Origin of the sequence: Streptomyces sp. NPDC059740, from assembly GCF_042733155.1 — a bacterium.
GTDB lineage: Bacteria > Actinomycetota > Actinomycetes > Streptomycetales > Streptomycetaceae > Streptomyces.
Window position 1 is genome coordinate 1 of sequence record NZ_JBHWGP010000021.1, and the last position, 21,157, is coordinate 21,157.

General features: G+C 75.4%; 15 protein-coding genes. 6 read left to right on the forward strand and 9 right to left on the reverse strand.

Annotated elements, in window-relative coordinates; translation table 11 throughout:
• The first annotated feature begins 513 nt into the window (after window positions 1-513).
• Complete coding sequence (locus ACFV3R_RS22255; RefSeq protein WP_385585724.1) at window positions 514-963, forward strand: PTS glucose transporter subunit IIA; 450 nt, start codon at window positions 514-516, stop codon at window positions 961-963.
• Between the two features lie 63 nt (window positions 964-1,026).
• On the forward strand, window positions 1,027-2,697 hold the full coding sequence (gene ptsP, locus ACFV3R_RS22260; protein ID WP_385585727.1) for a phosphoenolpyruvate--protein phosphotransferase: 1,671 nt from the start codon (window positions 1,027-1,029) through the stop codon (window positions 2,695-2,697).
• Between the two features lie 124 nt (window positions 2,698-2,821).
• On the opposite strand, the gene ACFV3R_RS22265 is transcribed toward ptsP, so the two are convergent.
• Together ACFV3R_RS22265 and ACFV3R_RS22270 are read right to left on the reverse strand one after the other, a co-directional pair.
• Window positions 2,822-3,790 (reverse strand): hypothetical protein, encoded by a 969-nt coding sequence (locus ACFV3R_RS22265; RefSeq protein WP_385585729.1) that lies wholly within the window; start codon window positions 3,788-3,790, stop codon window positions 2,822-2,824.
• A 109-nt stretch (window positions 3,791-3,899) separates the two neighbouring features.
• Entirely contained in the window at window positions 3,900-5,909 is a 2,010-nt protein-coding gene (locus tag ACFV3R_RS22270) for an acetoacetate--CoA ligase (RefSeq protein ID WP_385585732.1), read from the reverse strand.
• Between the two features lie 478 nt (window positions 5,910-6,387).
• On the opposite strand from ACFV3R_RS22270, the gene ACFV3R_RS22275 reads away from it, so the two are divergent.
• From ACFV3R_RS22275 to ACFV3R_RS22285, 3 genes are read left to right on the forward strand one after another with little or no spacing between them, the layout of a single operon-like run.
• On the forward strand, window positions 6,388-7,146 hold the full coding sequence (locus tag ACFV3R_RS22275) for a hypothetical protein (RefSeq protein WP_385585735.1): 759 nt from the start codon (window positions 6,388-6,390) through the stop codon (window positions 7,144-7,146).
• A gap of 8 nt (window positions 7,147-7,154) precedes the next feature.
• Window positions 7,155-8,039, forward strand: coding sequence for a M15 family metallopeptidase (locus ACFV3R_RS22280; protein ID WP_385585738.1), 885 nt, complete (start codon window positions 7,155-7,157; stop codon window positions 8,037-8,039).
• A 31-nt stretch (window positions 8,040-8,070) separates the two neighbouring features.
• The gene (locus tag ACFV3R_RS22285) at window positions 8,071-8,472 is read left to right on the forward strand and encodes an Mpo1-like protein (RefSeq protein ID WP_385585741.1); all 402 of its coding nucleotides are present in this window, start codon (window positions 8,071-8,073) and stop codon (window positions 8,470-8,472) included.
• A 98-nt stretch (window positions 8,473-8,570) separates the two neighbouring features.
• Here the strand turns inward: ACFV3R_RS22285 and ACFV3R_RS22290 are convergent, their stop codons facing one another.
• The 3 genes from ACFV3R_RS22290 to ACFV3R_RS22300 form a co-directional block, all read right to left on the reverse strand.
• Window positions 8,571-8,960: a DUF742 domain-containing protein gene (locus ACFV3R_RS22290; RefSeq protein WP_385585744.1), complete on the reverse strand. Its 390-nt coding sequence runs from the start codon at window positions 8,958-8,960 to the stop codon at window positions 8,571-8,573.
• Between the two features lie 161 nt (window positions 8,961-9,121).
• Window positions 9,122-9,544: a roadblock/LC7 domain-containing protein gene (locus tag ACFV3R_RS22295; RefSeq protein WP_385585747.1), complete on the reverse strand. Its 423-nt coding sequence runs from the start codon at window positions 9,542-9,544 to the stop codon at window positions 9,122-9,124.
• On the reverse strand, window positions 9,541-11,964 hold the full coding sequence (locus ACFV3R_RS22300) for a nitrate- and nitrite sensing domain-containing protein (protein WP_385585750.1): 2,424 nt from the start codon (window positions 11,962-11,964) through the stop codon (window positions 9,541-9,543). Before ACFV3R_RS22300 ends, ACFV3R_RS22295 begins: the two co-directional genes overlap by 4 nt.
• A 436-nt stretch (window positions 11,965-12,400) precedes the next feature.
• Between ACFV3R_RS22300 and ACFV3R_RS22305 the strand changes: the two genes are divergently transcribed.
• Window positions 12,401-12,805, forward strand: a complete 405-nt coding sequence (locus ACFV3R_RS22305; RefSeq protein ID WP_385585753.1) for a hypothetical protein — start codon at window positions 12,401-12,403, stop codon at window positions 12,803-12,805.
• Window positions 12,806-12,971: 166 nt separating this feature from the next.
• On the opposite strand, the gene ACFV3R_RS22310 is transcribed toward ACFV3R_RS22305, so the two are convergent.
• From ACFV3R_RS22310 to pcp, 4 genes are all read right to left on the reverse strand, one after another.
• Window positions 12,972-17,759, reverse strand: a complete 4,788-nt coding sequence (locus ACFV3R_RS22310) for a hypothetical protein (protein WP_385585755.1) — start codon at window positions 17,757-17,759, stop codon at window positions 12,972-12,974.
• Between the two features lie 49 nt (window positions 17,760-17,808).
• Window positions 17,809-18,756 carry a hypothetical protein gene (locus tag ACFV3R_RS22315; RefSeq protein WP_385585758.1) on the reverse strand — a complete coding sequence of 316 codons (948 nt, stop codon included), beginning with the start codon at window positions 18,754-18,756 and terminating at the stop codon, window positions 17,809-17,811.
• A 44-nt stretch (window positions 18,757-18,800) separates the two neighbouring features.
• Window positions 18,801-20,330 carry a hypothetical protein gene (locus ACFV3R_RS22320; protein ID WP_385585761.1) on the reverse strand — a complete coding sequence of 510 codons (1,530 nt, stop codon included), beginning with the start codon at window positions 20,328-20,330 and terminating at the stop codon, window positions 18,801-18,803.
• A gap of 120 nt (window positions 20,331-20,450) precedes the next feature.
• Window positions 20,451-21,098: a pyroglutamyl-peptidase I gene (gene pcp / locus ACFV3R_RS22325; protein ID WP_385585764.1), complete on the reverse strand. Its 648-nt coding sequence runs from the start codon at window positions 21,096-21,098 to the stop codon at window positions 20,451-20,453.
• Window positions 21,099-21,157: the final 59 nt, after the last annotated feature.

Sequence of the window (21,157 nt, forward strand, 5' to 3'; positions counted from 1 at the left end):
TTCGGTCCCTTTCGGGCCCTCCGGGCGCTTCCCTTCGGTGTTTCCAACCTTACCAGATCCGTTTTCCGGTTCCGGCCCCCTGTCGGAGCGGGGTTTCGCTTTCCGGTCCGGCCCTTCCGGGCTTTCCCTTTCGGCGTTTCAAACTCTATCAGAGACTTTTCAGTGGTTTCGCCGGACGTTCATGAACAGACATGACTGTGCCAGGCGATTTCTGCCAAGTGACTGTAGATCTCCCCGCCGTCGAGACGTGGAAGTCACGTCCGGTGAGCGGGCAGGCATACGACAGTACAGCTCCCCTATGGGCGAGGCAAATCGCCTCCGGGGGCCTGAAGCAGTGGGGCCCGCCCGCGCGGGCGGGCGCGCGTGCGGGAAGGAGGGCGGGGCTGACGGCGCGCGGGGGCCGGGAGCCATGGAGCGGAACGGTCAGTTCTTATGACTTACGCTTCTGACCGGCGCGTCGTCGCGTACAGGTAGTGGCGACGGCCTTCTGATCTTCATTCCGGGAGGCTTCCCATGACCACCGTGACGTCCCCGATCGCCGGACGAGCCATCGGACTGGCGGCCGTCCCCGATCCCGTCTTCTCCGGCGCGATGGTGGGCCCCGGCACCGCGGTCGACCCGGTGCGTGAGCCCTCGGAGGCCGTGTCTCCGGTCGACGGCGTCATCGTGTCCCTCCACCCGCACGCCTTCGTGGTGGTCGACGCCGACGGGCACGGTGTGCTCACGCACCTCGGCATCGACACCGTCCAGCTCGGCGGCGAGGGCTTCGAACTCCTCGTCAACAAGGGCGACACCGTGACCCGCGGCCAGGCCGTCGTGCGGTGGAACCCCGCCGCGGTCGAAGAGGCCGGCAAGTCCGCCGTCTGCCCCGTGGTGGCGCTGGAGGCGACCGCCGACTCGCTGGCCGAGGTGCGCGAGGACGGCGACCTGGTCGCCGGCGACCAGCTGTTCAGCTGGAACTGAGTCACCACTCGCCTCCCACGGCGCACTCCCCCGTACGGCACGGGACACCCACCAAGGAGAGAGATGGAAACAACGCTGCGCGGCGTCGGTGTGAGCCACGGTGTGGCCGTCGGCGAGGTCCGACACATGGGCACCGCCGTTCTGGAACCGCCGGCCAAACAGATCCCGGCCGAGGAGGCGGAGCGCGAGCAGGCCCGCGCCCGGCGGGCGGTCGAGGCGGTGGCGGCCGACCTGATCGCTCGCGGCAACCTCGCCGGCGGTGAGGCCCAGGCCGTGCTCGAGGCGCAGGCCATGATGGCGCAGGACCCCGAGCTGATGGCGGACGTGGACCGCCGGGTCGCCGTGGGCAGCTCCGCCGAGCGTGCCGTCTACGACGCCTTCGCCGCCTACCGGGCGCTGCTGGCCAACGCGGGCGAGTACCTCGCGGGCCGCGTCGCCGACCTGGACGACGTCCGCAACCGCATCGTGGCGCGGCTGCTGGGTGTGCCGATGCCCGGGGTGCCGGACAGCGACAAGCCGTACGTGCTCATCGCCCGGGACCTGGCGCCGGCGGACACCGCGCTGCTGGACCCGTCGCTGGTCCTCGGCTTCGTCACGGAGGAGGGCGGGCCCACCAGCCACAGCGCGATCCTGGCCCGTGCCCTGGGCGTCCCCGCCGTCGTGGCGCTGCCGGGCGCGGGTGAGCTCGTGGAGGGCACCGTCGTCGCCGTCGACGGCAGCAGCGGGGAGGTCTTCCTCGACCCGAGCGAGGAGCGCCGCGCCGAGTTGCTGCGCGGTGCCGAGGAGCGCAAGGCGGCGCTCGCCGCCTCCTCCGGGCCGGGCGCCACCTCCGACGGGCACAAGGTGCCGCTGCTGGCGAACATCGGCGGACCGGCGGACGTCGCCGCGGCGCTGGAGGCCGGGGCCGAGGGCGTGGGGTTGTTCCGGACGGAGTTCCTCTTCCTCGACGACAGCAAGCAGGCCCCCTCCAGCGAGAAGCAGGTGGCTGCCTACCGGCAGGTGCTGGAGGCCTTCCCCGAGGGCCGGGTGGTGGTGCGCGTCCTGGACGCCGGTGCCGACAAGCCCCTGGAGTTCCTCACCCCCGGCGACGAGCCGAACCCGGCTCTGGGGGTGCGGGGCCTGCGGACGCTGCTGGACCACCCCGAGGTGCTGCACGACCAGCTGGTGGCGCTGGCCACCGCTGCGCAGGGGCTGCCCGTGCACCTGGAGGTCATGGCCCCCATGGTGGCGGACCGACGTGACGCCCGGCAGTTCGCCGACGCCTGCCGGGAGGCGGGGCTGGAGGCGAAGTACGGAGCCATGGTCGAGATCCCCTCGGCCGCGCTGCGGGCCCGGGCCGTGCTGAAGGAGGTGGAGTTCCTGTCGCTGGGCACCAACGACCTGGCGCAGTACACCTTCGCCGCGGACCGGCAGGTCGGGGCCGTCTCGCGGTTGCAGGACCCGTGGCAGCCCGCGCTGCTGGACCTCGTGGCCCTGGCCGCGGAGGCTGCCGGGGCCGAGGGCAAGAGCTGCGGTGTGTGCGGTGAGGCCGCCTCCGACCCGCTGCTCGCCTGTGTGCTGACCGGCCTTGGCGTCACCAGCCTGTCCATGGGGGCCGCGTCGATCCCGTACGTGCGGGCGACCCTGGCCAAGCACACGCTGGCGCAGTGCGAGCGGGCCGCTGCGGCGGCGCGCTCCGCGGACTCGGCCGAGGAGGCCCGGGCCGCGGCTCAGGGAGTGCTCTCGGGCGAGTGAGTCCGGCCGCTCCGCCGAGGGGCGGAACAGGAGGGTGAGGGCCGTCCCGCCCCGGCTGCGCGCCGGGACGGGACGGCCTTCGTCGTAGGGGGACCGGACGGCCCGGAGTGCGGAGGGGAAGGGGTCAGGGGCGTCCTGGCCAGGGTGGGCCGGGGGGTTCGAGGGGGAGGCCGGGGGCGTGGTCGACGTCCGGTTCGGGGGCGAGGGGCTCACCGGTCTCGGCGTCCGTGCAGTAGGCGGCGAAGACCTCGCCCGCCGTCAGGGGGCGGGCCCGTCCCTCCCGCACCGACCAGCCCCTGACCGTGTCGCGGGCCGCACTGCTGGTGCGGGAGACCAGGCCGGTGGAGCCGCCGAGCACGATGCCGGCGGCGAGGACCGTGCAGAAGACGACGGACCTGGTGGACGCCAGCCGGGGCCGCCGGTCCGTCGCGGCCACGGCGTGCAGGGCCGCGGTGAGCGAGGTGTCCTCGTGTGCCGTGCTGACGACCAGGTGGTGGGTGCCCTCCCCGAGCGCCGCCAGCACGGCGGCCAGCATGCCGGTGGCGGTGTCCATGGCCGTGTGGACGAGTCGGCCGGTGGCGTCGGAGGCGGCGGCGCGGGCGAGGACGTCCGTCGCCGCGCGCCAGACGGTCTGGTGTTCGCTCTCCTCCGCCAGCACCGGCAGCAGGTCGCGCAGGTCCTGGCCCTCGTAGGTCAGCAGCGGCCTGCCGCCGGCGACCTCCGCGGTGTAGCGGGTACGGCTGGCGGGGGCGTCGGGGTCGAGTCCGTGGGCCCGGCAGAAGGAGGCGAACTCGGGTGGGTCGAAGAGGGCGAGGCTGGTGTGGAGGCCTTCGTCGTCCAGCAGGCGCAGCAGTTCGTCCATGCCGCGGAGGTAGGCCCCGTGGTCCTCGAAGGGGAAGGCCCGCTGGAAGCTCGGGTAGCGGCGCATCGCGGCGTAGTCGCGCGCCCCGGCGAGGACGGCGACCGTGCCCGGGACCTCGCGGCGCGGCCCCGGCCGGGTGCTGCCCCGTGGTCCCCTGCGGCGGGCGGCCCGCTCCGCCCGGCGGCCTGCGCGGTCTCGGTGGTCTCGGGCGTCGCGTGGTGTCGGTGTCATGGCTCCCCCGGTGTCATGAGCGTGTGCGGTGCGGGGTTCCGCACCGTCACCGAAGGTAGCCGGAGGGTCTGACATCGGTGACGGCCGTGGAGTGCGTCCGGGCGGGTCGTCAGCTCCGGCGGTCCTCGGCGACGCGCTGGTAGAAGCGGAGCACCTCCAGGTCGTCCACCGAGCCGGGGTTGACCGCGCGCTCCAGCGGGGTGCCCTGGAGCAGGCGCTTGACGGGGACCTCGATGCGCTTGCCGGTCAGGGTGTGCGGGACGCCCGGGGCCTCGATGACCTCGTCGGGGACGTGGCGCGGGGAGAGCTGTTCCCGGACGGCTCGGCGGATCTTCTCGCGCAGCGCGTCGTCGAGGACCGCGCCGGGCGCCAGGTGGACGAAGAGCGGCATCCAGTAGCCGCCGTCGGGCAGTTCCAGGCCGATGACGAGGGACTCGCGGATCTCGGGCAGCCGCTCGACGACCTCGTAGATGTCGGAGGAGCCCATGCGGACGCCCTGGCGGTTGAGGGTGGAGTCGGAGCGGCCGTGGATGACGACGCCGCCGTGCGGGGTCAGGGTGATCCAGTCGCCGTGGCGCCAGGTGCCGGGGTAGGTGTCGAAGTAGCTGTCCCGGTAGCGGGAGCCGTCCGGGTCGTTCCAGAAGCCGGTGGGCATGGAGGGCATGGGGGTGGTGACCACCAGTTCGCCGACCTCGTCGGTGAGCGGCTTGCCCTGGGCGTCCCAGGCCTGGAGGCCCACGCCGAGGCAGGGGGCCTGGAGTTCGCCGACGTGGACGGGGAGGGTGGGCACGCCGCCGGCGAAGCAGGTGCACACGTCGGTGCCCCCGCTGACCGAGGCGATCCAGAGGTCCTCGGCGATCTCCTCGTGCAGCCAGCGGAAGCCGTCCGGGGGCAGCGGGGAGCCGGTGGTGGCCACGCAGCGGACCGCGGAGAGGTCCAGGTCGCGGCCGGGGTGCACGTCGGCCTTGCGGCAGGCCATGACGTAGGCGGCGGAGGTGCCGAAGAGCTTGGGCGCGGTGCGTTCGGCGACGCGCCACTGCGCCTGGACGTCGGGGTGGCCGGCGCTGCCGTCGTACAGGACCAGGGTGGCGCCCACCAGGAGGCCGCCGACCAGGAAGTTCCACATCATCCAGCCGGTGGAGGTGTACCAGAAGAAGCGGTCGCCGGTGGTGAGGTCGCAGTGCAGGCCTGCCTGCTTGAGGTGTTCGAGGACGATGCCGCCCTGGGACTGGACGATGGCCTTCGGCAGGCCGGTCGTCCCCGAGGAGTACAGGACCCACAGCGGGTGGTCGAAGGTGACCTGCTCGAAGACGGGTGCGGTGTCGTGGGAGGTGACCTCGTCCCAGGTCAGGGCGGACTCGGGCGGCTCCGTGCCCAGCAGCGGGACGTGGACCACGGCGCGCAGCGAGGGCAGGTTCCGGCGGAGTTCGGCGACGGTGTCGCGGCGGTCGTGGACCTTGCCGCCGTAGCGGTAGCCGTCGACGGCGAACAGGACGACGGGTTCGACCTGCTGGAACCGGTCCAGGACACTGCGGGCGCCGAAGTCGGGGGCGCAGGAGGTCCACACGGCGCCGACGGCGGCGGTCGCCAGCAGGGCGACGACGGCCTGCGGGATGTTGGGCAGGTAGCCGCTGACGCGGTCGCCGGGGCGCACTCCGAGCCGGCGCAGCACGGCGGCGGCGGAGGCGACCTGGGCGCGGAGCTCGGCCCAGGTCACGGGGCGGATCTCCAGACTCTCGTCGGCGCAGAGCAGTGCGGGCCGGTCGGCGTTGGCGGGGTCCTCCGCGGCGCGCAGGGCGTGTTCGGCGTAGTTGAGGCGGGCCCCGGGGAACCAGCGGGCGCCGGGCATCGCGGCGTCGGCGAGCACGGTCTCGTAGGGGGTGCTGAACCGGACGTCGAACCAGCCTGTGACGGCCGCCCAGAACTCGGGGAGGTGCCCGGTGGACCACCGCTGGAGGGCGGCGTAGTCCGCCGCCGGGTCGCCGGTGTCGCGGGCGGGCGCCCCGTGGTGGGCGGCCGCCCAGTCGTGGAACCTCGTGACCTGCGCCGACGCGATGCGGTCCGGCCCGGGGGCCCAGAGTGGCGTGGGCGTGGCGGAGGGCTGCGGGGTGGTGGTCATGGGGCGCCTCCCGGGCGGTGACACGTCGTCCTGTGGGCCGGGCGGCGCCCGCGGGAGCCGGTCCACGGCAAGCAGGACGATGCCATGTGATCAACTCTCGCACCAGGGGGAACATCACGTCTTGACGGGCGGTGGTGTGTGGCCGGCCCACATGGGTGGGCGGTGGGGCGACCCTTCGCCGGGTGGCGTGCGGGGGGACGGTGGGTGCCGGGCCGGTGAACGACGGCTGAACCCGTCCGCCGCCCGGTCGGGTGGGTGACAGGGTGAGCCCATGGACGGGCGTGATCTGGTGGGGCCGGGAGGGTCGGCGGGGGTTCCGCTGTCCGGTCCGGTGCCGCACCGGCGGGGCGCGGTCCCGGGCGACGGGACGGCGGAGGCGGACGGCGGAGCGAGCCGATCGGGGGCGTGGGGCGCGCTGCGGCGGGCCGCTCGCCGACGGGGGCCGGAGCGGGCGCGGGTGCCCGGGGCGTGGGCCGGGGTGACACAGCTGCCGGGTGGTGGTGTGGTCCGGTTCGCGCGGGCCGCGGTCGCGGTGCGGGTGGCGCGGGGTGGGGCGGTGCTGTGCGGCTGGGACGGGGCGGAGGCCGCGCCCTCCCGGCAGCTCGGCGCTCCGATGCCCGAGGCCGACCCGCGTGCGGCGCTCGAGCCGGACACGCAGGGCGGGTGGCGGGTGGTGTCCGAGCGGGTGACGGTGGGCGTCTCGGCCCGTGGCGCGGTGGAGATCCGGACACCGGGCGGTGCGCTGCTGCGCAGGGACGAGCCGCCGAGGTGGTGGGAGACAGCCGAGGCCGGGCACGACTCCGGGCGGTGGGTGCTGCGGGGGCAGGTGGCCGCCGACGCACGGTTCCTGCGGGCGGCCGGCCCGGTGGGTGAGCCGTCGCTGCCCGACGGCGCGTACCGGGTCGGGGAGTCGGGGCGCGGTGGTGGGCGGCCGCCGGCCCTGGCGCAGCCGGCGCTGGTGGTGACGGCCTCGGCCGGTACCCATCTGGTCTGGTACGACCTGGCGGGCGAGGGGGTGCTGGCGGTCCGGCGGGGACGCGAGGGCGGCGGCTCGGGGCACGACGTGCCCGGCGGCGCCCAGCTGCGGGTCGGTGGCGGTCCGCTGCGGTACTGGGTGCTGGTGGGTGCGCCCGAGCGGGTGCTGCCGGGGTGGGCGGCGCTGGTCGGTCCACGGGTGACGCAGGCCGGTGACGACGCGTCGGGGACGCTCTTCCGCGGCGGGGCCGGACGGCTGTAGAAGGGGGTATGACCTCCTTCCACCGATCCTCCGAAGCACCCGGGCGCGTCTGCTCCCGGGCCGGGAGCCGTCTCCCGCGCGCCCTCCTCCCCCTGTTCGCGGGTCTGCTGGCGGTACTGCTGCCCCTCGCCGGGACGGCCGCGGCACGGCCCGCCCCCGGCCACCGGCCGTCTTCCGATCCGAAGGCGCCGGCCCGGTTCGTGGCCCTGCACGACGTGGACCCGACGATCCTGCAGGAGATCCGTTACGCCACGCCGCACAACTTCACCGGGCGTCCGGTGGAGGGCTACCGGCAGCCGATGTGCATCGTGACGCGGGAGACGGCGCGGGCGCTGCACCGGGCGCAGCAGTCCTTCCTGCGGCGCGGGTACACGCTGAAGGTCTACGACTGCTACCGGCCTCAGCGTGCGGTGGACAGCTTCGTGGCGTGGGCCAAGAACCTGGACGACCAGCCGATGAAGGGCGAGTTCTACCCGGACGTCGACAAGTCGGCGCTCTTCGACGACGGGTACATCGCGGCGAAGTCGGGGCACAGCCGCGGCAGCACGGTCGACCTGACGCTGGTGCGGCTGCCCGCCACGCCCACCCGGCCGTACGTGCCCGGTGAGCCCCTGACCTCCTGCCACGGACCGAGGGCGGCCCGGTTCCCCGACAACTCCCTGGACATGGGCACGGGCTACGACTGCTTCGACACCCTGGCGCACACCCTGGACCCGCGGGTCCGGGGCAAGCAGCTGCGCAACCGGCTGCTGCTGAAGGAGGGACTGGAGAAGGCCGGGTTCGAGAACTATCCGTACGAATGGTGGCATTACACCTTCACGCCGGAGACCTACCCGGACACCTACTTCGACTTCCCCGTCTCCCGGCGGTCGTTGACGCCGGGGCGGGGCTGACAGCCGGGCGGCGCGCGACTAGCGTGCCGCCATGGCTTCCGTGACGGCCTCGCAGCGAGGCATCCCCGCCGAGAAGGAGCACTTCGCGTCCTACGAGGAGTTCTGGCCCTACTACGTGGCGATGCACTCGAAGGCCGCCACACGCTGGATCCACCTGGTGGGGACGCTGAGCGGGCTGGCCGTCACGGCGTACGGGGCGGCCCGGCGCCGCCGCCGGTACCTGTGGGGGCTGCCGGTGATCGGTTACGGGACGGCCTGGCCGGCGCACTTCCTGGTGGAGGGCAACAACCCGGCGACCTTCGGGCACCCGCTGTGGTCGCTGCGCGGGGACGTCCGCATGATCGCGACGATGCTGGCGGGACGGGACGCGGAGCTGGCCGCCGTGGCCCGCGGCTGGCTGGCCGAACACCCTCGGGAGGGGCGGGCCGGCTGAAGGCCTCCGGGGCCGCACCGGCCGTGTCCGTGAGGCCGGTCCTCCGGAGCCCACGGCCGTCGGTCGGCCGGGGGCGGCCGGTGGTCTCCCGGCGTCGTTCACAGGGCCCGCAGGCCCGCGATGACCTGCCGCATGAGGCGGACGTCGGGCGGCTCCGCCACCGGTACCGGGCGACGCACGCGGACCAGTCCCTGGTCGAGGAGGTCGCCGACCAGGACGCGCACCACGGCCACCGGCAGGTCGAGTTCGCTGCTGAGCCGGGTGAGCGGGGCGGGGCGGTCGCGGCAGAGCGAGACGATCGCCAGGTGTTCGGGGCCCAGGGGCGGTTCGGCGCCCTCCTGCCCGGTGCGCTGTTCGGCGACGACGAAGGCCACCGGGTCCAGTCGCGGGCCCTGCGGGGGTCCGGTCCGGCCCCGGGTCATCGCGTAGGGCCGCACCACCGGGCCTGCGTCCTCGTCGTACCAGCTCGTGCCTGCCCTCTCGTGCATCGCACCGTCCCCCGGTTCGTCCTCGTGGTCGTCCTGCGGGTCCCGTGGTTCCTCTCGGTGCCCTCACCGGTGCCCCGGCGGGCGGCGTCCGGGCGTGGCGTCGGGTGTGTGCCCTCGGTCTGCCGGGCTCCGCGAGGGGGCGCATGTCGCCTGCCGGGTCACTACGTGCGGGCGGCGGTCGCCAGGTGGGTGCCGACCCGCCGCACGAGGAGTGTCATCTCGTAGGCGACCCGCCCCACGTCGGTGTCGGTGTCGGAGAGGACGGCGAGGCGGCTGCCCTCCCCCGCGGTGCTCACGAACAGGTAGGCGCCGTCCAGTTCCACCATGGTCTGGCGTACCGTTCCGGCACCGAAGCGGTGGCCGACGCCGTCGGCGAGGCTGTGCAGGGCGGAGGCCAGGGCGGCGAGCTGTTCGGCGTCCTCGGGTGCGAGGTCGGCGGTGGCGCCGGTGGCCAGTCCGTCGCCGGAGAGCACGAGGGCGGCCTGTACGCCGCCGACGCGGGTGGCGAAGTCGTCCAGCAGCCAGCCCAGTCCTCCGGGTCTGCGTGGTGCGGGCTCCGCGCCCGTGGCCTGTGGTGTCGTCATGGGCCTTCCCCTCCGGTGGTCGTGTCGGTGTCCTCGGCGCTGCTCTGTTCCTCACTCCGGCCGCGTTGCCAGCCCTGCTGGAGCGCGGTCATGCGGGCGCGGACGGCGAGGGCGTCGCGGGTCGCGTCGGTGGTGGGTCGCGCTGCCTGCTGCGGGTCGGGGGCGGGCCGTCCGCGGTCGTGGTGTGCGGTGGTGGCCGGTTGCTCCGGTTCGGGGCCCGTGGTGGGGGCGTCGGCCGGGCGTTCCCGGGTGTCACCGGCGGCCGCGGGGTTCCGCCGGCCCGGGCTGCGGGGGGCGGCGCCGGCCTGGGGGACGCGTCGCGGCAGTCCGCTGCGGGTCGTGGCGGGTGCGGAGGGTTGCGGGGCGGCGGGTGGTTCGGGGGTGTCGGCCAGGTGGGGGCGGGCGGGCAGGGCGGGCCGGCCGGCGGTGTCGTGGGCGGCGTCCGGGCCCCCGTCGCCGGCGGTGAGCGTCCGTTCCCCGGGCGGCTGCGGGTCGGGTGGGGTGTCCCGGTCCCCGGCCGGTGCCGGTACGTCACGCAGACTCTCGGGGGGCAGCAGCACCACGGCGGTGACGCCGCCGTAGGGGGAGGTCTGGAGGGTGACCCGCGCGCTCTGGCGACGGGCGAGGCGGCTGACCACGAAGAGGCCGAGGCGGTCGGTGTCGGAGAGGGTGAACTCCGGTGTCTGGGCGAGGCGTTGGTTGGCGTCGAGGAGGGCGTCGGCACTCATGCCCAGACCGCGGTCGTGTATTTCCAGGGCGACGCCGTTGGAGACCAGTTCGCCCTGCACCCGTACCGGCGAGTCGGGCGGTGAGAAGGCCGTGGCGTTCTCCAGCAGTTCGGCGACCAGATGGGTGAGGTCGGCGACCGCCGATCCGTCGACGGCGAGCCGGGGAAGCGGCCGCACCTCTATGCGCAGGAAGTCCTCGACCTCGGCGACGGCGGCGCGTACCACGTCCAGCAGCGGGATGGGGCGGCGCCACTGGCGGGAGGGCGGGGCGCCGGAGAGGATGACCAGGCCTTCGGCGTGGCGGCGCATGCGGGTGGTGAGGTGGTCGAGGCGGAAGAGGTCGGCGAGTTCTCCGGTGTCCTCGGTGCGTCGCTCCATCGCGTCCAGGAGGCGGAGCTGGCGGTGGAGGAGGACCTGGTTGCGCCGGGCGAGGTTGACGAACATCTCGGAGACGCCGTGCCGCAGTTCGGCCTGTTTGACGGCGGCCTCGACGGCGGCGCGGTGCAGGGTCCCCAGGGCGTGGCCGACCTGTCCGGTCTCGTCGGGCCCGAACTGCGGGTAGGGGGCCTCGGCCGCCACGTCGACCTTCTCGCCGGCCGCCAGGCGGCGCATGACGCCGGGCAGGCGCACCCCGGCCATCTCGTGGGCGGTGTCGCGCAGGCTCACCAGGGCGCGGACGTGGCGGCGGCCGACCCGGTAGGAGACCAGGACGGAGAGCAGCAGCGCGACGACGCCGAGGACACCGCAGATCCCGGCGTCGAACACGGCGCCGCGGATGACGGGTTGCAGGCGGGCCCGTTGGTGTGTGCTCGCCTCCGAGGCGAGGTGGGCCAGGGCGGCGAGCGCCCCGTCGGCGTCGGTCCGCCAGCGGTCGGTGGTGAGGGTGGAGGGCAGGCGGCCGGGGTGGGCGCCGGTCAGCCGTCGCTCGTCGGCGGCCAGCAGTGCCGCGGGGGCGGAGGAGCGGTAGGTGTCCAGTGCGTTGCGGTCGGCTGCGGGCAGGCGGGGCAGGCTCTCGGTGAGGCGGCTGCGTCGCACTGCGACGACGTCGGCGAAGGTGCGCAGGTCGGGGGCGGTGAGGGTACCGGTGAGGAGGGCCGTGGAGGCGAGGGCGTCCTCCTGTGCGAGGTCCTCGCGGGCGCGGGCGAGTGCGACGACCGCGTCGGACTGCTCGGCGAGGTGGGCGTCGCCGGCGGAGCGGAGGCCGGTGAGGAGGTCGAAGCAGGGGGCGAGCAGCGCGGTGTAGGTGGTGAAGGCCTCGTCGTGGCTGACGGTGGCGCCTTCCACCTGGGTGCGCAGGCCGGGCAGGCCGTGCAGGGTGCGCAGCAGGGTGTCGACCCGGGTGTCCAGCGTCCCGCTCAGCGCCTCGTCGGCCTCCGGGCGGGCGATGGCCTCGCGGAGCCGGCGGACGGCGGTGTCGGTGGCGCGTGTCCGGGCGTGGAGGGCGGGGACGGCGTCGACGCGTCGCCGGTCGGCGAGGTAGCGCAGCGCCTCCTTCCGCTCGCTCTGGAGGGCCCGGACAGTGGTCTCGGTGGCCGGCGCGACGACGTCGACGGCGGTGGCGGACTCCAGCAGCCGCCATGCCTGCGAACCGGTGAGGTAGGTCGCGTACATCCAGATGGCCGTGAGCGGCAGCAGGGGCAGGAGCAGCAGGATCAGGAACCTGCGCCGCAGTGGTCTACCGCGTAATCGCATGGCCTCCCCCACGGCTCACCCTTCCGATGACGGAAGTTGACGGGACGCGACGGGAGTTGAGACTACTCCAGTGGGCCGCCTCCCGGGGGCTGCCTGAGGGTTGTCCCGCAATCCCTGGTGGATCAGCCGAGGGCGTGTGGCGGACACCGGTGCGCGGTCCGTCTTCCGCCGGTTCGGGGAGATGCGGCAGTGCGGTGTGGGCGCGCCGCGGTCGCAGGCGGGGCGCCGTCGCGGGTGTCGACTGCCTGCCGGGAGGCTGCGTGGCCCACTCGTCCTCCCGGGCGGCGCGGGCCGCGCGCCGGCGGTCCGTCGCAGGTCACGGGAGGGTACCGCGCCGCATGAAGCCGGCGTGGCGGGGCAGATATCGGGCAGAGCTTGCGCAGCGGCGCCGCGTGGTGTGCGGTCGCGGGCGTCGTGGCGTTCCGGGAGGTGGGTCGTGCGCAGTCGTTCGGGGGTGTCCGCGGTCGCGGCGGTCGAGCGGTCGGTGTGGCAGGAGGCGCCGCCCCGCCGGGTGGTGCCGGACTCGGTGCGGGCCGCCTCGGTCCGCGCGGTGCTGGTCTGTGCGGTGACGCTGGTTCAGGCGATGGTGGCGTTCCTGTTCACCGTGGCGGGCTCCTGGTGGGCGTTCCCGGTCGTGCTCAGCACCGTCGTGAGCGTGGTGGTGACGACCTGGGCGGTGCTGGACGTCTGGATCACCCGGCAGGTGTGGGTGCAGCGCCACGGGGTGCGGTCGCAGCCGAGCAGTGTGGCGGAGCCGGTGCGCGCGGTGCGCTCCCACCGGGCGGCCGGCCGCCGGGGGGCCGCTGACGACACGGCGGCCCCGCACCGGGCGGCGGCCTGAGGGAGGCCGCCGCACGCGGACGTCCTGCCGGGCGGGTGGCTTGCCGGGCGGGTGGGGCCGCTGGTCGTGCTCGGCCCTGGCCCTTCGCTCCGGCCCGTCGGCTCCGGCCCGTCGACTCCGCTGTCCTGCAGACGGCGACCGGGTGCTGTCCGGCAGGCGAGGTTCTTCAGGCAGCTCCGCCTGCGGGGTTCTCGGTGCCGGCGACCGGCTCGGCTGCCGGCTGCTTTGTCCCGGCCGTCTCCCGGCTCGGCGGAGCGGGGAGAGCCGGTGTCCCCGCCGGCTCCCCGGCCGGGCGGCGTGGGGCGGGCGGCTGCGGCGGGGTCTCCTCGGGGCGGCGGAACATGCGGGTGGCGGTGATCTCGCCCTGCACGCCCTCCGCTCCCGACTCCGGTGCGGGCAGGCCGGGCCGCAGGTGTTCCTCGACGCTGATGTACTTCAGGCCCGCTCGCAGGTCGGCGTCGTTGCGCAACCGGATGACCAGGGGGAACTCGGCGAGTGCCGTGGTGTCGAAGAGGCCGGTGGTGTAGAGGAGCTGGACGCCGAGCGCATCGGCCACGGCGCGCTGCAACTCCAGCAGGTAGGTGGCGTTGGCCCGGCCGATCGGGTTGTCGAGGAAGAGCGTCCCGGCGTGGGCGTGCCGGTCGCGGCCCCGGTCGTTGCTGCGCAGCGCGGCCATGGTGCAGTACAGGGCGATCGCCGCGGTCAGCAGCTGGCCGCCGGAGAAGACGTCGCCCATCTGCCCGACGGGGACGCGTTCGGCGCGGAGCACGGCGTCCGGCTTGAGGATCTCCACGGCCACTCCGCGGGGTTGCAGGGCGGCGCTGACCCCGCGCAGCAGCAGTGACATGCCGTCCCGCCGCAGGTCGCTGTTCTTGCGGACGGCGGCCCGCGTCGCCTCGTCGATCACCTCGCCGAGGCGTTCGGTGAGGGTGGCCTGGTCCGGGTCGTCGAAGCGGATGCGCAGGAACTCCTGGCCGGACCACTCGCCGAGGCCCTCGGGCAGGCGGGAGAGCCGCTGGGCGGAGCGGAGGGTGGCCAGGGAGGTCTCCACCAGGCCGCGCAGCCGGTCCACGATGCTGTCGCGGTTCCGCTCCAGCTGGGCGAGTTCGTCGGTGAGGACCCGCAGGCGCGGGGCGAACGCCTCGGCCCACTGGACGGCGTGGTCGGGCAGCGCGGCGGCCGGCAGCTCCCGGATCTGCTGGCGTGCGGGGGTGCGGACCTGCTCGTAGCGGGTGGAGTTGGCGTGGCGGACCAGGATGTCGCTCGCTTCACGGACGGCCGCCTCGGCCGCCGAGAGGTCGGCTGCGCAACCGCGCAGCGAGCGGCGGGACTCGGCGGCGGCCTGCCGTGCCTCGGCGAGGGTCCCGTCGTACTGCTCGGGGCTCTCGCCGTCCTCCGGTGCCTCGCGGGCGGAGTGGTCGCGGAGCAGGTCGCCGAGGAGGGCGGCGGTCTCGTCGAACCCGCCGGCGGCGTCCTCGGCGGCGCGGTGGGCGCGTACCAGGTCGGCCTCGGTGGCCCGGGCGGTCTCCAACACCTCGGTGGCACTCGCCAGTTCGGCGTTGGCCGCGCGCAGCAGCTCCTTGGCGCGGTCGGCGTCGGACGGGGTCATGGCCTCGGGCAGCTCGGTGTGGGCGTCCCCGTCGGCGGGCGCGAGTCGTTCGGTCTCACCGCGCAGGCGGCCCAGTTGTTCGCTGGCGGTCGAGGCCCGGCCCTCCAGCTTGGCGACCAGGGCCTCGGCGCGGGCGGTCGCGGCCTGCCGGGAGGGGCCGTCGGCGGCGTCGGGGCTCTGCAGCAGTGCCTCGGCGCGGGTGCGGACCTTGTTGGTGAGGCGGTCGAGTTCGGCGAGCGCGGCGCTCTCGTCGCTCTCCGCGTGGGCCTGTTCGGCGCGCAGGTCGGCTCCGACTCCGACCTTCTCGTAGAGCTGGGAGGCGGCTCGGTGGGCTTCGCGCAGGGCCGGGAGGGAGGCGCGGTCGGCCTGCGCGGCGGCGTCCGGTTCCTCCTCCGCGCCGTCGGGGACGCCGGCGATCTCGGCGCGCTCGGCGCGCAGGGCGCGGGCGGTGCGCCAGGCGTCGTCGGCGGCGCGCTGGGCCGCCCGCCGGTCCTCGTCAGCGGTCCTGGCGCGTACCAGCAACTCCTCTGCCCGCTCCTCCAGTTCGGCCGAGGTGTCGCGCAGTTCGCGGATGCGCTGCTGCCAGGTGGAGCGTTCGCGCAGGCGGTGGGCGAGTCCGGCGAGGGCGTCGGCCACCCGGTGGGCGCGTTGCGCGGCCTCCTGGCGTTCGTCGCGGATGGCGGCTGCCTCCCGGGCCCTCTCGTCCGCCTCGGCGCGGGCGGACCGGGCCTCGGTGAGGGCCTGGGCGGCGCTCTCCGCGGCGGCACGGGTGCGTTCGACCTCGGCGGCGAGTTCGGCGAGGTGCCCGGGCGGGCAGTGGGTGCGCCAGGAGGTGAGGCGGGCGGCGAGCGCGCGGTCGGCGGAGAGCCGGGCGGCCATGGCGCGGATCTCCTCGTCCCGGGCGGTGGCGCGGGCGCGCAGGGCGTGGCGCTCGCTGTCGGCTGCCGTCTCGTCGTGCATCGCGGGGTTGGGCGGGACGAGGAAGACGCCGTCGCGCCGCTCGTCGCCTCCTTCGCCCGGTGCGAGGAGGGCCGAGGCGGTGCCGACGGCCACGGCGGAGCGGGGCAGCAGCGCGGCCTGGGCGAGGACCTCGCGGGCCCGGGCGTGGGTGTCGGGGTCGGTGATGACCACGCCGTCGACGAGTTCGGGCCGGGTGGCCAGGACGCGGGCGTGGTCGGCGGGGTCCACGGACTGGGCGAGGTAGCGCCAGCCGGGGAGGGCCGGGACACCGTGTTCGCCCAGGTACTCGACGGTGGCCAGGACGTCGGGGCCGGGCGGCAGCAGCCCGCCGTCGCCGAGGGCGCCGAGGATGCGGGAGTCGTCGGCGGCGGCGGTCCGCAGGTCGAAGAGGTGGCGTTCGGTGGCGGCGACCTGCTGGTCGAGGATCTCCTGGAGCTCCTCGGCGTTGCGGTCGAGTTCCTCGGCGGTCAGCCGGCTTCCGGTCGGTGCCGGCTCCTCGCTCTCGCCGGTGCGTTGGCCGGGGAGGTGGCCGGTGCGGGCGGCGGGCGGCAGGCCGAGGAGCTCGGCCAGGCGTTCCTCGGCGCCGAGCGCCTCCGCGGTCCCGCGTTCGCCCGTGTGGGCGCGGGCCGCGGCGTCGGCGGCGTCCTGGGCGCGGGCGGCGGCCAGGTCGGCGGTGGCTTGCCGTTCGGCGGCGGCGCGGGCGCGGTCGGCGGCCTGGGTCGCGGTCTCCCGGGCGCTGTCCAGGACGGCGGTGGCGGCCTTGTCGGCGTCGGAGGCGGCGAGCGCGGCGCGGGCCGGGTCGGTGTCGCCGCTGTCGTCGAGCCAGCCCGCCGAGACGGCCTCGGCGGTCTCCTGCTCGACCTCGGCGAGCCGCTGGGTGAGGTGGTCGACCTCGCTGCGGGCGCGCTGGGCCTGGGTGGCGGCGGTGGTGGCGTCGCGGTAGGCGGCGTCGCTGGTCTCCTGGAGCGCCGTGACCCGCTCCTCCTCCTCGCCGGCGAGGCGTTCGCCGTCCTGGGCGGCGGCGGTCAGGGCGCGGACCAGGGCGGTGGCGGCCTCGGCGCGGGCGGCGAGGGCCGGCGCCGCGTCGCGTTCGGCCTCCCGGATGGCGGCGGCGACGCGGGCGCTGCGGTCGGCGGCGGCCCGGTGGCGCAGGGCGATCTCGGCGGCCTGCCAGGCGGCGTGCAGGGTGCGGGCGTCGTTGAGTTCGCGGCGCTGCGCGGTGGCTGCCTTCTCGGCGGCGGTGAGGGCCAGGGAGGCGTGGCGGTAGGCGAGTTCGGCGGAGATGAGGGCGCAGCGGCTGCGGCCGGCCTCGGCGTCGGCGACGGCGCGGGCGGCGGCGTCGGTCTGCTCGGCCAGTTCGGCGACCCGGCCGCGTTCCTCGGTGGCGCGGGCGTGCAGGCGGCGGCCGAGGAGGCGGGTGCGGCGGGCTGCGGCGGCGTGCACGTCGCGGGCGCGGGCCCGGGCGTCGGCCGCCTCGGCGATGCGGGTGAGGAGGTCCAGGGAGCCGGCGGTGAAGTCGCGTTCGGCGGTGAGTTCGGCGCGGCGGCCGAGTTTGTGCGCGAAGCCGTGGACGAGGTCGGCGAGGCCGTCGGTGTCGCGGGTGTCGGTGACGGCGCGCAGCAGCAGGTCGGTGAAGTCGGAGTCGTGCCGGACGGCGAACAGGCCGGCGGCCTCGCCCTCGTCGGCGTTCATCTCCCGCTGGTATCGGAAGAGTTCGGGGTCGAGGCCGAGTTCGGTGAGGTGTTCGTTCCAGCGTTCGTGGACCTCGACCCAGGTGACGTCGAGGCCGGGGTAGGCGCGACCCGCCTCGGTGAGCGCGTCGCGGAACCCCTTCATGGTGCGGCGCCGGCCCCGGGCCTGGGAGACGCCCTCCACCAGGGGGCGCACCGCGTTGGCCTCGGCCACGGGCAGCGAGTCCAGGGACATGCCGGGGCCGGGGCGGAAGGAGTACCAGGCCTCGGCGAACTTGCGGGGGTCGCCGGAGACCTGCCGGCCGCGCCACTCGCTGACCTTGCCGACGACGACGCTCTCGCCGGTGCGGGTGTGCTGCCACTCCAGGGCGACGTGGCCGCAGTCGTCGGCGAGGAGGAACTTGCGCAGCACTCCGGAGCTGGCGCCGCCCAGGGTGTTGCGGTGGCCGGGGAGCATCACCGAGAAGATCAGTTTGAGCAGGACGGACTTGCCGCCGCCGTTCTCCAGGAAGAGCACGCCGGCGGGTGCGGGGCGGCGCGGCGGCCCCACCGGCTCGTCCTCGAAGAAGTCCGCCTGCGCGGGTGCCGGCTCGGGCACGACGGCGCCCACCCCGCGCAGGTCCAGCAGGGTGTCGGCGTAGCGCGCACCGGCGGGCCCGATGGAGTAGAGGCGGATGCGGGACAGCTCGTACATGGGGTCTTCCGGTGGGTGTGGGTGAGGGGTGGGCGGCGGTCGGGGGCGCTCAGCCGGAGTGGAAGGGCAGGCCGGCGTCGGCGACCAGGTTGTCGCTGTCGTCGGGGGCTACGAGGCTGGCCCGGCCGTCGCCGACGGGGACGACGCCGAGTTCGAGGAGTTCGGCCATGGCGGCGCTGCCGGCCATGTCGCGGACCTGGAGGCGGTAGCGGGCGGTGGTGCGGTAGGTGCCGCCGGCGTCGTCGCCGGTGCGCTGGAGGAAGCCGGAGTCGACGAGGAAGGTGACGGCCTTGGCGATGATGCCGGTGGTGGAGCCGGCCAGTCGGCGGGCGTCCTTGGTGGCGCCGGTGGCGCCGCGGCGGGCGTAGACGCGCCAGGCGGCCTCCAGGCCGGGTTCGCCGGTGGCGGGGTCGGTGTTCTCGCCGGCCTCCTCGGCCCGTTCCTCCAGGCGGCGGCAGGCCGCGCGGACGAAGGCGTCCACGCCGTTGACGGTGATGCGGCCCACGTAGCCGTCGTCGGCGAGGTCCTCGGGGCGCGGGAAGGCGAGGGCGGCGACGGCCAGGTGGGCCAGGCCGTGCAGGAAGCGGTCGGCGGAGTCGGTGGCGGTGCGGCGGGCGTAGTCGCCCATGCGGACGGCGAAGACGGAGTCCTCGGCCGCGGTGACCGCCATCCCGGAGCGGGCAGAGACCTCCAGGACGACGAGGCCGAGCCCGGTGGCCACGGCGTCGGCCAGGCGCGCGAAGGGCGGGTCCTCGCGGTAGCGGCGCAGCAGTTCGGCGTACTCGGCGTCGCGGGCCGGCAGCAGTTTGGGCTGGAGGCCGAAGGAGACCAGGCGGGCGGCGTCGGCCGCGTCGGCGGGGCGCAGGGCGGCGCCGGCGGGCTCCGGGGTGGGGTGGGCGCCGCCGCCGGCCTCGCCGTCGCCGGTCTCGGCGTGCCGGTCGAACGCGTCGGGCGGGGTGGGGCCCCAGGACGGCTCGGCTGCGGCATGGTCGGTCACGGGTGGTGCTCCTTGCTGGGTGCGGACGGGGCGGTGCGGCGCGGTCAGCCGACTTCGGCGGGGCGGGCGGCGGCTGCGGTGTCGAGGAGGGCCGTCCCGACGATGAGGTCGGCACCGCCGAACTCGTGGTCGGTCAGTTCGGTGCCGTCGTCGACGGCGAACAGCAGCCGCCGCTCCCCCTGCCGGTGTGCGGTGCCCACCGGCGGGCTGGCGGCGTGCACCGCCAGCAGCGCCACCAGGTAGGGCAGGTCGGGGTCGCTGCGGCGGGCTTCGGCGAGCAGGCCGGAGAGGCGGCGGGGCGCGTCGGCGGGGAGGTCGAGGAGGGCGGTGGCGGCCTCCAGCTGCTGCTCGCTGAAGCGGCTGTCGTCCGGGGTGGCGACGAGGTCGGGCTCGGGCATCTCGGCGCCGAGGTGGTCGCGTTCGGCGGGCGGGGTCAGCAGGACCTCGACGAGGTCGGCCATGCGGACCGCGACGGGCGTGCGCAGGCCGGTGCCGTGGGTGAAGAAGGCGTCGGTGACCCGGGTGGCCTGCTCCAGGGGCAGTGGCAGGACGGGGGCGAGGAGCTGGCCGTGCAGGTCGATGCCGGAGTGGGCGGTGGGTGCGGCGAAGGCCTGGCGGTCCTGTTCGGCGCGGAAGAGGGGGCCGGCCTCCAGCAGCCGGGACTGGAGCTGGGTGTGGCGGCGGATGCAGTCCTTGACGATGTCGACGAGTTCGGCCGCGCGGCGCTTGTGCTCGGGGCTGCGGTCGGAGGGCGCCTCGTCGCGGACGCGGCGGATGTTGGTGAGGATGGCGTTCTCGTGGCGGTACCGGTCGGCGACGTGCTCCAGGGCCTCGGCGATCATGTCGGGCACGGCCTTGAGCCAGTCCACGGAGCGGACGTTGCGCCGGGTGGCCTCCAGGGTGCGGCGCAGCGACTCGGCGTACTGGACGGTGCGGTAGCGGGCCTGTTCGGCGGCGAGCTGGGCGTCGGCGAGGCGGCCTCGGTTGATGAGCACCTCGAGCTTGACCTCGGCGGCGATCTGGGCGCTGGTGACGTCGGTGTCCAGGGCGCCGACCAGGACGTTGACGGCCTCGTCGGTGGTGCGCAGGTAGACGCCGCCGCCGGGGCCGGGGACCTCCTCGATGAGTTTGAAGTCGTAGTCCCGGCGGACGTAGGAGCCGTCGGCGTCGAAGGTGCCGTACACGGCGCGGAATCCGCGGTCGACGCTGCCGACGTTGATGAGGTTCTCCAGCACCCAGCGGGCGACGCGCTCGTGCTCGGCTGCGGGGCGGTGCGGGGCCTGTGCGGCGACGCGGGGCAGCAGCCGGGCCACTATCTGCTCGTGGTCGGCGCCGGTGTCGAAGTCCATGTGGAGGGTGACGAGGTCGATGGCGGCGAGCGCCACCTCGCTCATGGCGTACCCGCCGTACTCCCCCGCGAGGTTGGCCTTGCGCGCGTCGAGGTCGTGCAGGGGCGCGGTGCAGGCCAGGGCGCGCAGCCGGCGGGCCAGGCCCTCGTCGGCTGCGGGGCCCGGGGCGGGCCGGTTCGGCCCGGTGAGCTGGGGCGCGGCGGCCCCGGGGGCGGGAGAAGTCACGTCACACAGGGTAGGCGCTACCCCGGACAACGGACGAAACGGCGCGGGTCGCCGGGGCCGGGGCGCACCGGCCCGCCGTGCGGTGGGCGGGCCGGTGCCCGGCGGGGCGGGGCGGCCGGTTCAGTGGAGGGCGCCGCCGACGGTCCGGAGGTCCTCGGTGGTGGTCAGGGCGGCGGTCACGATGGCCCGCAGTCCCTCGGCGACGAGGGCCACCGGAAGTGAGGGCTGCCCGGTGCCGGTGACCTGCTCGGAGGCGTACGGGACGTGGACGAAGCCGCCGCGCAGGGCGGGCCGCTCGGTGGCGATGAGGTGCGCCAGTGTGTAGAAGGCGTGGTTGCAGACGAAGGTGCCGGCGGTGTGGGAGACGGAGGCGGGCACCCCGGCCGCGCGCGCCGCGGCCACGCAGGCCTTGACGGGGAGTGGGGCGAAGTAGGCGGCGGGTCCGCCGGCGACGACGGGTTCGTCGAGGGGTTGGGCGCCGGAGTTGTCCGGTATACGGGCGTCGGCGAGGTTGACGGCGATCCGTTCCACGGTGACGTCGGGGCGGCCGCCGGCGAGACCGGTGCACAGGACGAGGTCGGGGCGGTGCTCCTCGACGGCCTGCCGCAGCGCGGCGCCCACCTCGGCGTGGACGCAGGGCAGTCGGACGGCGTGCAGCTCCGCGCCGGGCAGCGGCTCGGCAGCGGCGGCCCGGACCGCCTCCCAGGAGGGGTTGAGTGCGTCGCCCCCGAAGGGCTCGAAACCGGTGAGGAGGACGGTTGCGGTCATGTGGGACTCACTTCGTGCGGGGCGGTACGGGGACGGGCGGTCGCCCGGTGCGGGGTGGG